Source organism: Chitinophaga filiformis, from assembly GCF_900102545.1.
GTDB classification, from domain to species: Bacteria; Bacteroidota; Bacteroidia; order Chitinophagales; family Chitinophagaceae; genus Chitinophaga; species Chitinophaga filiformis.
This window is the reverse complement of the sequence record NZ_FNBN01000004.1, coordinates 256,965-271,438: the sequence shown is the minus strand read 5'-3', so window position 1 is coordinate 271,438 and position 14,474 is coordinate 256,965. Positions and strand designations below refer to the sequence as shown.

10 protein-coding genes are annotated in these 14,474 nt (G+C 47.3%); 9 read left to right on the top strand and 1 reads right to left on the bottom strand.

Annotated features, from left to right (window positions below):
* Window positions 1–45 precede the first annotated feature (45 nt).
* Together BLR32_RS18885 and bcp are read left to right on the top strand one after the other, a co-directional pair.
* Entirely contained in the window at window positions 46–1,740 is a 1,695-nt protein-coding gene (locus BLR32_RS18885; RefSeq protein ID WP_089834406.1) for a peptidoglycan DD-metalloendopeptidase family protein, read from the top strand.
* Between the two features lie 12 nt (window positions 1,741–1,752).
* Window positions 1,753–2,214 (top strand): thioredoxin-dependent thiol peroxidase, encoded by a 462-nt coding sequence (gene bcp / locus BLR32_RS18880; protein WP_089834405.1) that lies wholly within the window; start codon window positions 1,753–1,755, stop codon window positions 2,212–2,214.
* A gap of 76 nt (window positions 2,215–2,290) precedes the next feature.
* Here bcp and BLR32_RS18875 read toward each other — a convergent pair whose 3' ends face one another.
* Window positions 2,291–3,835 (bottom strand): SUMF1/EgtB/PvdO family nonheme iron enzyme, encoded by a 1,545-nt coding sequence (locus tag BLR32_RS18875; protein ID WP_089834404.1) that lies wholly within the window; start codon window positions 3,833–3,835, stop codon window positions 2,291–2,293.
* Window positions 3,836–4,395: 560 nt separating this feature from the next.
* Between BLR32_RS18875 and porU the strand changes: the two genes are divergently transcribed.
* From porU to BLR32_RS18840, 7 genes are all read left to right on the top strand, one after another.
* Complete coding sequence (gene porU / locus BLR32_RS18870; protein ID WP_176842340.1) at window positions 4,396–7,749, top strand: type IX secretion system sortase PorU; 3,354 nt, start codon at window positions 4,396–4,398, stop codon at window positions 7,747–7,749.
* 108 nt (window positions 7,750–7,857) lie between these two features.
* Window positions 7,858–9,042: a type IX secretion system outer membrane channel protein PorV gene (porV, locus tag BLR32_RS18865; protein WP_089834402.1), complete on the top strand. Its 1,185-nt coding sequence runs from the start codon at window positions 7,858–7,860 to the stop codon at window positions 9,040–9,042.
* Window positions 9,043–9,168: 126 nt separating this feature from the next.
* A complete protein-coding gene (gene ispF, locus BLR32_RS18860; protein WP_089834401.1) occupies window positions 9,169–9,660 on the top strand; it encodes a 2-C-methyl-D-erythritol 2,4-cyclodiphosphate synthase in 492 nt (163 codons plus the stop codon).
* A 108-nt stretch (window positions 9,661–9,768) separates the two neighbouring features.
* Window positions 9,769–10,212, top strand: coding sequence for a dUTP diphosphatase (dut, locus tag BLR32_RS18855; RefSeq protein ID WP_089834400.1), 444 nt, complete (start codon window positions 9,769–9,771; stop codon window positions 10,210–10,212).
* A 3-nt stretch (window positions 10,213–10,215) separates the two neighbouring features.
* Window positions 10,216–12,060 (top strand): tetratricopeptide repeat protein, encoded by a 1,845-nt coding sequence (locus BLR32_RS18850; protein ID WP_089834399.1) that lies wholly within the window; start codon window positions 10,216–10,218, stop codon window positions 12,058–12,060.
* A 43-nt stretch (window positions 12,061–12,103) separates the two neighbouring features.
* Window positions 12,104–12,940 (top strand): lipoprotein insertase outer membrane protein LolB1, encoded by an 837-nt coding sequence (locus tag BLR32_RS18845; RefSeq protein WP_089834398.1) that lies wholly within the window; start codon window positions 12,104–12,106, stop codon window positions 12,938–12,940.
* A gap of 62 nt (window positions 12,941–13,002) precedes the next feature.
* Window positions 13,003–14,439, top strand: coding sequence for a murein hydrolase activator EnvC family protein (locus BLR32_RS18840; RefSeq protein WP_143011521.1), 1,437 nt, complete (start codon window positions 13,003–13,005; stop codon window positions 14,437–14,439).
* Window positions 14,440–14,474 lie beyond the last annotated feature (35 nt).

The following is a 14,474-nucleotide window of genomic DNA, read 5'->3' as shown; positions in this document are numbered from 1 at the left end:
AAAATTAGGATTTAGAGGATATTGATTTCCCCTTATTTTTGCGTCATGATAAAACGGATATTCGGGTTATGCATCTTATTACCTCAGCTGTTACACGCTCAGTTACCGGAAAAGAACTATCCACAGGGATATTTCCGCAATCCACTGGCTGTGCCTATTCAACTGGCAGGTAATTATGGAGAGCTTCGTCCCAACCACTTTCACGCAGGGATAGACATTAAAACCCAACAGAAGGAGAATCTGCCCGTATATGCTGCCGCAGATGGATATGTAAGCCGGATTGGCGTATCTCATACCGGTTACGGGAACGTGTTGTACATTACGCACCCTAATGGGTATACTACCGCTTACGGCCACCTGAACCGCTTTTTCCCTGCTCTGGAGCAATATGTGAAGCAGCAGCAATACGCCGCGGAAAGCTGGGCAACCGACCTGAAGATCCCGGCAGACAAATTTCCTGTAAAGAAAGGCGACTTCGTGGCATGGAGCGGTAATACCGGCGCTTCCGGCGGGCCGCACGTGCATTTTGAAATCAGGGATACCCATACCGAACATCCGTTGAACCCGTTGCTGTTCGGTTTCGATATCCCCGATACCAAAGCACCTGAAGTATTCCGGATTGCGATATATGATATGGACAGGAGCATCTATGACCAGACGCCTACCATACTGCCTGTAAAGAAGGTGAACGGTGAATATGTGACTGCCACGCCATTGATCAAAGTAAGAACCGGACTGGCAGGAATTGGGCTGAATGCAGTGGACCGTATGAGCAATGTGCCTAACAGTTATGGTATCTATGAAGTAGTGATGTTTGATAAGGATGTACCCAACAGCGGGTTCCAGATAGATAATATCGGGTTTGAGGAGTCCCGATATATCAATGCCCACACGGACTATAAAATAAGAAAAGGCGGAGGACCCTGGCTGCAGCTGCTATTTTCCGTACCGGGTAATAAGCTGGAGATCTATAAGGATGTACAGGGAGATGGTACCATTGACCTGTCAGACGGTACACCTCATCCGGTAAAACTGCTGGTGAAGGACGCCTATGGCAATTCCACCACCGTGAAATTCTCCCTGCAGCAGAGTGGAGATGCGCCAGAGCCTACCAAATGCGCCAATACAATGTATGCGGAATCCCGCAATATCTTCGAGAATAACCAGGTAGAATTTTTCCTGGAGGAGAATTCCCTTTACGACAGGATCTGCTTTAACTATGCGGAGATCCCCGCAGGGGAGAAGTCAAAGTCTTCCTCCTCAATTTTCCGCCTTCATACAGCACTGGTCCCTTTACACAGCAATTTTACCCTGCATATAAAGCCCGACAGGCCTATACCGGCTGCACAGCAGCATAAGGTAGTGATGGTACGTGAGGGCCTGGGAGAGACCATTGCAGGTACTACGCTGGAGAAGGGCTGGTATGTGGGCCAGTTCCGCGAGTTTGGCGATTTCCACCTGGAAGTGGATACTGTTCTGCCTAAAATCGCTTTGCTCGGGGTAAAGAACGGAGCCAATCTGTCAAAGGCTGCGAAATTGTCTTTCGCCATCAGCGATAACAGCGGCATAAAAGCTTACCGGGCAGAACTTGATGGCAAATGGCTGATGTTTGGCCGGAGGGGTAATGTTATTTCCTACACATTCGATGAGCATTGTAAGCCGGGTAAACACAGCCTGCGCATGCTGGTGACAGATATTGCCGGTAATACCAAAGAACAGACGTTTACATTTACGAGATAGGAAGAAGAATATATGACACATTTGAAAGAAGGAGATAAAGCGCCCATCTTTAAAGGAACGGATCAGGAAGGAAAGGAGGTTTCGCTGGCAGATCTAAAGGGGAAGAAAGTGATACTGTATTTTTACCCTAAGGATATGACACCTGCCTGTACGAACCAGGCGTGTAACCTGAGGGACAACTATCATATACTGTTGAAAAAAGGATTTGCAGTGGTGGGCGTGAGTACAGACAGTGAAAAGCGTCACAAAAAATTTGTAGAGAAATATGACCTGCCTTTCCCGTTACTGGCAGATGAGGACCGTACCATTCATACACAGTATGGCGTATGGGGAGAGAAGAAGTTCATGGGCCGCATCTACGACGGGACGCACCGTACTACTTTCCTGATTAATGAGTCGGGTGTGATAGATAAGATCATTGTAAGGCCGGATACCAAAAATCACACAGAAGAGATCCTGGAGATCTGGAAATAATTACAGAGAATATTAGCATAAAAAAAAGCCCTCCTGATTATCAGGAGGGCTTTTTTTATGCTCTATAAAATTGGCATTATCTCTTCTGGCGTTGTTTCTTGAACAGCTGACCAGTTTTGAATTTGTTACCTTCAGGGCTACCCACGCGGTCCATTGCACAACGGAAACCTACAGTGTTGGTGGCCATATCTTCCTGCATGTAACGGCGTGCACCTGGAGAGAGCCAGTAAGCGCGGTCGTTCCAGCTACCACCTTTTACAACGTGAGATTTATCGTTGATCAGGGAGGTAACACCGTAACCATACTCAACCTGTGACAGGGAGTCACCATCGAGGTAGTTAATAACATCACCTTTCTGGTAGTTCAGACGGTTAGCACTTTCTTCGTCAGTTACATCACGCATTTTCAGGTGACCCAGGCTATCCTTTTCAGCTTCGCCATCAGCATTCATATAAGTAGTCTGGAACTTGTTACCACGGAAGTAGTTGAAGTCATCACCATCGATCGGGTTCAGCGGACGGTAAACGTCCAGTACCCACTCGCTTACGTTACCTGACATGTTATAGATACCGAAAGTGTTCGGGAAGAAAGCAATTACAGGACCAGGGATAGACGCACGGTCGTTCAGACCACCGGCCATACCCATGTTATCACCGGAACCACGTTTGAAGTTCGCCAGGAACTGACCCTGCCATGCACCACGGCGGATATCCCTCAGACCACTTGTGTTAGTTCCCCAGGAATATACCTGTTTGTTCATGATCAACTCCTCACCACGTTTACCTTCTTTCTTGGAAGGGCCAGGGTTCTGACCGATGTAACCCAGTGCCGCATATTCCCATTCAGCTTCTGTCGGGAGGCGGTAGTTAGGCAACATTACACCATCTTCGAATTGAGCAGTACGTGGAGAACCGTCAGCGTTTCTGAACTGCGCCTTGGTACTCTTGGACATGTTACCCGGGATACCCTCATAGAGGCCCGCAGTATATGCCTTGGTATCGAAGGTGTTATCATCAGCCTGGTTCTTCATATCGTTTTTGGACAGCAACCCTTTATCGATCAGCATCTTTTCGTTCACACGGTTGGAGCGCCATTTACAATAGTCAACAGCCTGTTTCCAGTTCACACCTACTACCGGATAATCGTTGTAAGCAGGGTGACGGAAATAATATTCTACAAGAGGCTCGTTATAAGCCAGTTCGCTACGCCATACCAGGGTATCTGGTAAAGCTTTACGATATACGTCCGGGAAGGACTCGTCGTACATACGACGCAGCCAGTACAGGTATTCACGGTAGTGAACGTTGGCTACTTCTGTTTCATCAATGTAGAATGAGGAAACAGTAATACGTCTTGGAATGTTATTCCAGTCAGCCATAACGTCCTGTTCTGTCGCTCCCATGGCGAAGGTACCGCCCTGCACGAAAACAAGACCCGGACCAGTTTGCTGGTCTTTACTTTTGGCCACACTGAAACCACCCATCTTAGGATCATTGTAATTCCAGCCAGTAGCGGTGGATTTCTCCTTCTTTTTGCCGAAAGCTCCGCCGTTTTTACAGGCAGACATCGACATAATTATACTGGCGCCTAAGAGCATTGAGACAGAGGTTAATCTATGCATGCGATTCAGCTTTTTTATTTGATGTTTATGGTAAACGCAAATGTAGTATAATTTATTTTATAGTAAAAATAATTAATCTGTAAGCATTCACCTGTTAATAGAGTTTATCTTATTTAAAATCAGTGTTTTATGATTCAGAGGCTTCTCCGGACTACGTATTAAGTTAATCTTAACTGTAAAGGCCGGAAGATCTTTATGGTGGCCCTGTTGGCAGTAGCTGACTCATGGTTGATGACTCACAGATATATGGTTATGGTTAAATTGTAAATATACGCTCTTGATTCTTCGATTGTTCCTCTTAACTATAACATAAAGCGCTCAATTGCCTGCAACAGGGCAAAAATACATCTCCCCGTTCATTAAAACGCCAGACAATAGCTACTTATTATAGTGTTTGAAATAGTATGTCATAAAATGTCCCGCTGCCGTATATTCACATGTTATAAAAAACTGAAATGCAATCCGGGGGCGGATGCAGACATTTCGTGACAACAGCCGCAATGGTCGATTTCGCCCCATAAATATACTTTATTATTGCTATGTTTGCGCAAATACCCGCTATGAAGTTTATGTCCTTCTCTTTTCTCTTACTCCTTTGTCAATGGGTATCAGGGGGGAATGGAAGAGGAGGACCCTACACCGCACATTCCGTGCTTTCTTCCGGTAGCTGGCAAAAACTGGCAATTACCCGGGAGGGCATTTATAAAATAGATAAAACCCTGCTGACCGGCATGGGATTGAGTGCTGACCTGAAAGGCGTCAGGCTGTATGGCACCGGGGGGCGTATGCTGCCTGAAAGTAATGCGGCACCCAGGCACGACGACCTGCCGGAAGTAGCGCTGATGGAAGAAGGAGATTACCTTCTGTTCTATGCGCCAGGTCCGCATAGCTGGCAATACCAGGGCAGTAATTTTGTCCATACCGCCAACCTTTATTCGGACACGGCCTGGTATTTCCTGACCACGGGCAGTACTCCCGGCAAAAGGATCGCCCAGGATGACGTAACACCGGCTGCTGGTCCCATTGTCAACAGTTTTGACTATTACACTTTTTATGAGAATGATAGCATCAACTTTCTGGCCAGTGGTAAACAATGGTGGGGATCGGTATTTAGCAGTGTACAGCCATTACGCTATATTAATTTTTCACTGCCATTGACTCCCCTCTCCCTAAAAGTAGGAGTGAGGGTGGCTGCCAGGGGAATTGGCACCAGCCGTTTTTCCATACAGGCGGGAAATAATATGCTGGGTTCCCTGTCTTTATCGCCCGTCAGCGGTAATATATTTGAGGCTTTTGCTTCAGTAGCAACGGGCTATTTTACGGCAACGCCTGCGGCCACAACTGTACCGGTCACACTTAGTTTTACGCCCGGCGGCAGTGGGGCACAGGGATGGCTTGATTATCTGACCTTACAGGCCCGATGCCCGCTACAGCTACCGGCCCGGGAACCGCTCTTTTTCAGGGACATAGCTTCTGTAACTCCCGGTCAGAACGCACAGTTCAGGCTGGAACAGGCCGTTAACCAGACAGTTATCCTGGACGTGACAGACCCGCTGCAACCCGTAAAGATTAAAACCCAGCTGGCCGGCTCCACGCTTACCTTTACCAGAGATTGTAGCACCCTGCATGAATATGCAGCTTTCTCCGGACAAGGGTATTTGCAGCCAACATCAGCAGGCCCTGTAGCTAATCAGGACCTTCACGGCATAGGTACCGTAGATATGCTGATTGTGACTACACCCACTTTACAGTCTGCTGCTACCAATTTGGCTTCCTGGCATAGCAGCCATGATGGCCTGACCGTGAAAGTGGTAACAGTAAACGAGATCTATAATGAGTTTGGTTCAGGTACTGCTGATCCCGTAGCAGTAAGAGATTTTGTGAAGATGTGTTATGACAGGGGAGGACTGCAATACCTGTTACTGTTCGGAGATGCCTCTTACGATTATAAGAACAGAGTGGCAGGAAACACGAATATGGTGCCCACCTGGCAAAGCACGATTTCCATAGATCCGATAAATGCCTATCCGTCAGACGACTTTTTCGGCTTCCTGGATGATGCAGACGATATCAACGATAATAGCAGGCAAAACCTGCTGGATATAGCGATAGGCCGCCTGCCTGTGCAGCAACCCGCTCAGGCGGCAGCACTGGTGAATAAGATTATTGGTTATAACGCGCCAGCGAACTTTGGCCGTTGGCAACAACATGTTACGGTCGTGGCAGATGACGGAGATGACAACCTTCATTTGCAGGATGCGGAGAGCATGAGTGAGATTATTGCAGCACAATGGCCGGCAGGGCATATTGACAAGATCTACCTGGATGCTTACCCGAAGATAGCTGATGCGGGTGGCAGCCGTTATCCGGCAGTAAATGCTGCCATCGCAGAAGATATCTTCGATGGCACCCTGATCTGGAATTATACCGGTCACGGAAGTTACTCCCGGCTGGCAGAAGAGGTGATCATGGAGGAAAGCTCCCTGGCCACCTGGAAGAACGCAGGTAAACTGCCACTTTTTATCACAGCTACCTGCGATTTTGCGCCTTTTGATAATCCGGCGTATGTCTCTCTGGGGGAGAAGCTGTTGTTACAGGAGAATGGAGGTGGTATTGCACTGATGACGACTACCAGGGCAGTATTCTCCGCTTCCAACAAAGTAATGAATGCCAACTACCTGCAAAAGCTGTTGACACCCCGGGCAGACGGACGTATGCCGACGCTCGGACAGGCGGCCATGGAGGGTAAAAACCAGACGTACGCTACTTATATCGATATTCCTAATAACCGTAAATTCCAGTTATTGGGCGATCCGGCACTGACACTGGCTTTTCCCCGGTATCATGTCGTAACGGATTCCATCAACGGAAAGGCGGTAAATGATATACCAGATACATTGAAAGCAATGGGAAAATACACGGTAAAAGGTCACCTGGAAGATGAACATGGCATCCGGCAGGACGCCTATAAGGGAACCTTATACACGACCGTCTATGATAAACCCACGCCGGAATATACCCGTGGGAATGATGCCGGTAGTACTCCTGCGGGCTTCTATCAGCAACAGCACATACTGTATCGTGGTCAGCAGACTGTTGAGAACGGACAATTTTCCAGCACTTTCGTGGTGCCGGCAGATATTGATTATCAGGCAGGTGCCGGAGCCCTTAGTTTTTATGCATCAAATGGAGTGACAGCAGCGGGTGGTGTGTTTTCAGGTGTACAGGTGGGTGGAACGGCGGATAATATTGAACAAGATGAGCTGGGGCCTGTTATAAAAGCATACCTGGACAATGAATATTTCCGCAACGGGGGGATTACGGGAGAAAATCCGGTACTATTGCTGCAACTGAAGGATGAACAGGGGATTAATACTTCAGGCTATGGCATAGGACATGACCTGATAGCTACACTGGATAATAAGGAAAGTCAATACTATATCCTGAACAGCTTCTTTGAGGCCACTACTGACAATTACAAGGAAGGAACGGTCCGGTTCCCACTGTATGGCCTGTCAGAAGGCACGCATACTATGACAATAAAGGCATGGGATACCCACAATAATTCCGGTACTGCCACACTGCAGTTCCGGGTAGTCCGGTCATCAGCAATGACGGTCGGAAAGGCCGGCTGTTTCCCGAACCCTTTCCATGACCAGACGCAGTTCACCTTTGAACACAATCAGCAGGACCAGCTGTTGGATGTGACTGTCAGGATTTTCACGGTAACGGGTCAACAAATAAAAACTATACATCATGCAATAAATGATGGTGGTAGCCGTTATGTAGGGGCATCCTGGAACGGAACGGCCGATTCCGGCGCCCGGGTGTCGCCTGGAATTTACATATATAGTATTTTGGTAACAGCGAATGGTAAAACAAAGGTTTTAGGCGGAAAAGTAACTGTATTATAACCTATGCATCAAAAGCACATACTTAATTCGCGAGTCCCTTACCAGACCCCTGTTATTGATAATATAGATTTTCGAACTATTTTTACAACTCGTTCTAAACACTATTGCATGTATAATTGCATGATCAGAAAGGCAACTGTAAACCTTGTCTTAATTTGTTGCATCCTATTCTCTCTGTCTGTCAATGCCCAGATTTCAACAGATAATCTGGACGGACGAACAAATACCATTAACACAGCGGTACCTTTTCTTCGTATTTCTCCTGATGCAAGGGCAGGAGCCATGGGAGACGCCGGCGTCGCCACTTCTCCCGACGCGAATTCCATCTACTGGAACCTTGCGAAGATCCCGTTTGCAACAACCCGCTCCGCAATATCAGTTACTTATACCCCCTGGTTAAAAGAACTCGTGAATGACGTGTTCCTGGCTAACCTGGCAGGGTATTATCAGATGGACGAGTTCCAGACAGTTTCTGCCTCATTGCGTTACTTCTCTTTAGGTACTATCAACTTTACGGATGTTACCGGTATGCCTACATACGACTACCATCCACGTGAATTTGCATTTGATGCAGGTTACGCCCGTAAATTATCAGATAACTTCTCTGTAGCCCTGGCAGGACGGTTTATTTACTCCAACCTGGCCAGCGGTGATATCAACGGCCGTGTGGTAAGACCAGGTAAAGCCTTTGCGACTGACCTGTCCCTTTTCTACACAAAAGACTTTGAGAAAGACAATAGTGCTGTAAATACCTGGAACGTTGGTGTGGCCCTTACTAACATTGGTACCAAGATTTCCTATACAGAATCTGCTACCAATAAAGACTTCCTGCCTACTAACTTAGGGTTGGGTACTGCATATACGATAGGACTGGACCAGACCAGCAAAGTAATGTTCACATTGGACCTGAATAAACTGCTGGTACCTACTCCAGACAGTACCGGGGCTTATCGTGAGAAGTCAACTATATCTGGTATGTTCTCTTCCTTTGGGGATGCTCCGGGCGGTTTTAAAGAAGAACTGCAGGAAGTAACTGTTTCCCTGGGTGGTGAATATGGCTACAATGACCAGTTCTTTGTACGTGCCGGTTATTTCTATGAAAACAAGAACAAGGGTAACCGTAAGTACGTAACTGCCGGTCTGGGTGTTAAATACAACATGTTTGGTCTGAACTTCTCTTACCTGGTCCCTTCTGGCAATGGTATTCAGCGTAACCCGCTATCCAATACCCTGCGTTTCTCCCTGATCTTTGACCTCGGTCACAGGGAAGAAGATCAAGGCAACAACTGGTAATAGCTGGTAGTGAAATAGTTAATCTTTTTTTAAAATATAAGAATCCTCCGGAAATACCCGGAGGATTTTTAATTTGCGCTAATTTTACCAGTTTAAAGCTTACATTTTAAAGTTTATACATCTGTCATGACTAAATTGCGCATTGGCCTTGGAGTAGATTTTCATCAGTTAACGGAAGGACGGGATTTCTGGCTGGGAGGAGTATTGGTACCACACCATAAGGGAGCCCTGGGACATAGTGACGCCGATGTATTGCTGCACGCCATTTGCGATGCTATGCTGGGCGCCGCCAGCCTGGGGGATATCGGACTACATTTTCCTGATACAGATCACACTTACAAAAATATTGACAGTAAGATACTGCTGAAACGTACACTGGAGCTGATCACAGGGAAAGGATACCAGGTAGTGAACATTGACAGTACACTTTGCCTGCAGGCACCCAAGATCAAGCCGTACGTAGTACAGATGCAGGAAACCATTGCTGGTATCCTGAATATCTCTACGGAAGAAGTGTCTATAAAGGCTACCACAACAGAAAAACTGGGTTTCGTGGGCCGTGAGGAAGGAGTAGTGGCTTATGCGACTGTTCTGCTGGAGAAGGGAGGAGAGCGTTAATACGTACATCCATTTGATCGTCATGTAATTATGCCGGATTGGCCGGCAAAAATGAATCAAATGTTCATAATCTGCAGACTATGGACTATTTAAAATACCTTTGTAACAATGGCAGCTATTACCGTAAAGATCATCAATAAATCCGCTAATCCGCTACCGGCCTACGCCACAGCAGAAGCGGCCGGGATGGACCTCCGGGCCAACCTGGAAACAGCTATCACTCTGCAGCCTCTCGAGAGGATGCTTGTACCCACCGGCCTGTTCATAGAGCTGCCTACGGGGTATGAGGCCCAGATCAGACCACGCAGCGGTCTGGCTATTAAACAGGGACTTACCCTGCTGAATACTCCCGGTACAATTGATGCCGACTACAGGGGAGAAATTAAGATCATAATGATCAATCTGTCAAATGAGCCACAGGCTATTGCGCCCGGTGAAAGGATTGCCCAGATGGTGATAGCCCCATTTGTGCAGGCCCATCTTGAAGCAGTGGAGCTGTTGACAGAAACAGAACGTGGTGCCGGCGGTTTTGGCCACACCGGTAAATCTTAATCAATGTTCAGAACCCGGAATAACAATAGGACCTTGCCTGGAAAGAGTGGCCGGCCGGCGCTAAACCGACTGGTGGGGCGCTTACCTCTTTTTCTTTTAGCGGCAGGCTTTTGTTGTCTGGCAGAGACTTCCTGTACTACTTCCAAACCGGTTGCTGCCCGTCAGTCTTACCGTCAGGTATATTCCCTTAAAGATTCCACCCTGCTGGAACAGCGCGCAGACAGCCTCTTTTTTTCTGCCGAAAGGTCTAAAATACTGGGCGATTACCGCACCGCTATCACACAATTCTCAGACTACCTTCGCCTGAAAAGGAATAACCCCACCGCATATTATGAACTGGCCCGCCTGTTCATCGAGGTGCGTAACCCTAATTATGCCCTGGGCTTTGCCCGTAAGGCGGTGACCCTGGATGGCTCTAATAAATGGTTCCAGATCACACTGGCAGATGCTTTTGGGGTCAATGCCCAGTTTGACAGCGCTGCTGCCGTATATGGCCGCCTGGCTGCCGCCTACCCTGGTAATGATGAGTATCTGTACAATGAGGGAATATTCCTTTCCAAAGCTGATAAATCTGAAGAAGCACTGGAAGTGTTTGATTCCCTGGAAGCGAAAGTAGGAGTGATCGAAGAACTGGCCTTCCAGAAACAGCGGATTTATCTAAAGCTGAACAGGATGGAAGATGCAGCCACAGAAGTACATAAACTGATCAATCAGAACCCGGATGAAGTAAGATATTATATCATCCTGGGAGATATTTATAACTCCAACGACCGGATTGAGGAAGCTGCTGCCATCTACAATGAAGTGCTTCAGCGTGATTCCGCTAATCCGAGGGCATTGATAGCCCTGTCAGGTTATGCCAAAAAAGAGGGTAAACATGACAAGTACTGGGCTTACCTGACCCGCGCTTTTGCCAATCCTGACTATAGTATTGACGAAAAAGTAGCTTACGTCTATCCTTACCTGCAGATGCAGGGAGTAGACAGCAGCAAACTGAGGGAAGGTTTGCAGCTGTCGCAGCTGGTCATTGAGGCACACCCTCAGGAGGCCAAGGCTTATGCCCTTCAGGCAGATATGTTCTCCCAGGCGGGTATGCTGGACAGCGCATTGGTGGATTACAACAAAGCGGTGACCCTCGATTCCACACGTTTTACTGTATGGTACCAGCTGATGTGGATCTATTCCCGTAAGGAAGACTCCAATAGCCTGTTGAAAGTGAGCTCAGTTGTAACAGAGCGCTTCCCCAGGGAATTTATGGGCCATTACTTCAAGGGGGTGGCGAACTTTTTGCTACAGAATTATCCTGCATCCATAGAAGCTTTGAATGTTGCATTACAGACAGGGAATGGCAACGGCGACAAGAATACGCGGGCAGATGTTTACTCCCTGCTGGGCGATGCCTATCACGCAACAGGTCAGCACCAACTATCAGACAGCAGTTATGACCGGGCACTGGCGCTGAAACCAGATGATGCACTGGTATTGAATAATTTCAGTTATTACCTCTCTCTTCGCGGAGAGCAGCTGAATAAGGCAGAGAGCATGTCTAAACGTTCACTGGAGCTGGAACCGGAAAGTACCAATTTCATGGATACATACGCCTGGATCCTGTTCCGGATGGCTCGTTATGAGCAGGCCAGGGAATGGATGGAGAAAGCCCTGCAGTCAAAAGAAGCGCGCGAGAACCCTAATATGCTGGAACACTACGGAGACATATTGTTTAACCTCCATGAAGTGGATAAAGCCCTCGAATATTGGCAGTTAGCCAAACAAAAGGGTGCCAATTCAGTAGGGCTGGCCCGCAAAATTGCAGAAAAACGGTATATACTTGCAACCGAAAGGGAGTAGCGAACCTCCCGGGGGGAAATGGGAATGTATTGAATTAAAGATCATGATGAAGCAAACATTAGCACTGATAGTATTAAGTATTGTAAGCACGGGACTCTTTTCATGCAGGCATAGCCGACAGATAGCAGGGACCTCGTTTCCTGTGACAGATACTACCCAGCATAACATTATTTCAAAAACAGACAGCGCATCAGTTGCTGCTACCAATGCTTACAACAAAGAACTGATCTCAAAACTGCGCAGCAATTATATATCCTTTAATACCTTCTCCGCTAAATTGAAGATTGACTTCGAAACAGAATCCAAACAAATGTCAGGCATCAACGCAAATATGCGTATGCAGAAAGACAGCTTCATCTGGATCTCTGTATCGGCACCTATTATTGGAGAAGTAGCCAGGGCCATCATTACGCCCGACAGTCTGAAGGCAATCGACAAATTTCATAAAATAGCTTATCTCCGTGACCTCAGGTATGCGCAGGATGTGCTGAATATCCCCTTCGATTTTAAAACCCTGCAGGACCTGATCATCGGCAACCCGGTATACCTGACAGATTCAGTATACCAGGTAGTGAAAACACCGGCAGTCATTTCTTTTACCTGCGACAGCACAATATTTACCAGCTTGTTCAACGTTTTTGCTGATGACTATATCCTGCAACAAAGCAAGGTGATGGATAAAGACAGTACACGCAGACGTTCGGTTGAACTGACATATGGTGAATACAAGTCGCTGGATAAGGTTAAATTTGCCACCCGCCGCAGGGTTTTTGTGGAAGAGAAGAGTTACACGAAGATCAACATGGATTTTAACAAAATAGATTTTGATCAGCCGGTGAGCTTTCCGTTCACTATTCCGTCGGGGTATTCAAGAGAGTAGGAGTACGCCGAATGTATCTGAAATTTGTAAATTGCTATTTTGCAGCTATCTTTAAAACCATCATGCTGAATCTGAAGAAGTTTTTCCCATTTGTAATAATCTTAGGTTTACTACCGGCCTTGGTGAATGCACAGGCTCCCCAAATGTCGCGGGAAGAATTGGAGCATAGAAAGAGAGAGTTGCAGCGTGAGATCGATGAGGCCAACGAAGCACTTAAAACTACCAAGAAATCCACGAGAGAAAGTCTGAGCCAGCTGCGTGCGCTGCGTGATAAAATTACGCTGCGTACCCGCCTTATCAACAACATCAACGAAGAGATCAATTTCATCAACGGTGATATCAATGCTGCTTACAGGGATATTAAGACCTTGGAGAAAGACCTTGATACGTTGAAGTCACAATATGCTCAGCTGGTCGTATATGCGTACAAGAACCGCAGTACCTACGACATGCTGAATTTCATTTTTTCTGCCGAGACTTTCAATGATGCGATCAAACGGTACCAGTACCTTAAACAGTACCGGGATTACCGTCGCAGGCAGGCAGATAACATTCTTGAAACACGGGAGCTCTTAAGTAAGAAAATAGAAAGCCTGCAGGACCAGAAAGTGAAGCGTTCAAGTACACTGAAGGTAGAACAGGAACAGCGCACGATACTGGAGGTAGACAAGAAAGAGAAAGACAAGGTGCTGACCGGTCTGAAAGGGCGTGAGAAGGAACTGCTGGCAGATATCAACAAGAACAAAAAAGACGCGCAGAAAGTACAGGCAGCTATTCAGGCGGCAATCCGTCGGGAGATTGAAATAGCCCGCCGCCAGGCGGAAGAGGAAGCCGCTGCCAAACGTAAGGCCGCCGCTGAAGAAAAACGAAGGAGGGATGAGGCAGCGAAGAAAGCGGCCGCTCTTGCAGCTGCCAATGCTGCTGCGAACGCTGCTAAGAATAATAACAATGCTGTAGCTGAAAATAAACCGGAAACCAAACCGGCAGAACCGGCTCCAAAGCCACCAGCACCTGCACCGGAACCGGAGAAACCTGTACGTACAGAGAACGTACTGGAAGCAACACCTGAAGCCCTGGCATTGTCTGAAAGCTTTGAAAATAACCGTGGTAAACTGCCATGGCCGGTAGCCTCCGGTCATATTATCGGGCACTTTGGCCGTCAGCAGCATGCCGTGATCGACCGTATCACTGTGGAGAATGATGGTGTGATCATCGGTACCAGCCGTGGAGCCGCCGTAAGGGCCATCTTCCAGGGAGAAGTAAGGACAGTTGCCGTTATACCGGGAGGAGGTTCCCTGGTGATCATCAGGCATGGTCAATATTTTACCAACTATGCACGATTGCAGTCAGTTAGTGTAAGAACAGGAGACAGGGTAAGTACAGGTCAGTTGATCGGTACCGCCGGTACAAATGAGCTGGAAAACCTGGGTGAGGTGGAACTGCAGATCTACAGAGGAATACAAAAGCAGAATCCGGAATTCTGGATCAGGAAGAAATAACTTGTGAAGCAATAAAAGAAAAGGCTGTCCATTAT

Bases quoted from the DNA above. Each gene is read 5' to 3' on its own strand.
- dut (WP_089834400.1), top strand. From the start codon at position 9,769: ATGGCAGCTATTACCGTAAAGATCATCAATAAATCCGCTAATCCGCTA.
- BLR32_RS18885 (WP_089834406.1), top strand. From the start codon at position 46: ATGATAAAACGGATATTCGGGTTATGCATCTTATTACCTCAGCTGTTA.
- porV (WP_089834402.1), top strand. From the start codon at position 7,858: ATGTATAATTGCATGATCAGAAAGGCAACTGTAAACCTTGTCTTAATT.
- porU (WP_176842340.1), top strand. From the start codon at position 4,396: ATGAAGTTTATGTCCTTCTCTTTTCTCTTACTCCTTTGTCAATGGGTA.
- BLR32_RS18850 (WP_089834399.1), top strand. From the start codon at position 10,216: ATGTTCAGAACCCGGAATAACAATAGGACCTTGCCTGGAAAGAGTGGC.
- BLR32_RS18875 (WP_089834404.1), bottom strand. From the start codon at position 3,835: ATGCATAGATTAACCTCTGTCTCAATGCTCTTAGGCGCCAGTATAATT.
- BLR32_RS18840 (WP_143011521.1), top strand. From the start codon at position 13,003: ATGCTGAATCTGAAGAAGTTTTTCCCATTTGTAATAATCTTAGGTTTA.
- ispF (WP_089834401.1), top strand. From the start codon at position 9,169: ATGACTAAATTGCGCATTGGCCTTGGAGTAGATTTTCATCAGTTAACG.
- BLR32_RS18845 (WP_089834398.1), top strand. From the start codon at position 12,104: ATGATGAAGCAAACATTAGCACTGATAGTATTAAGTATTGTAAGCACG.
- bcp (WP_089834405.1), top strand. From the start codon at position 1,753: ATGACACATTTGAAAGAAGGAGATAAAGCGCCCATCTTTAAAGGAACG.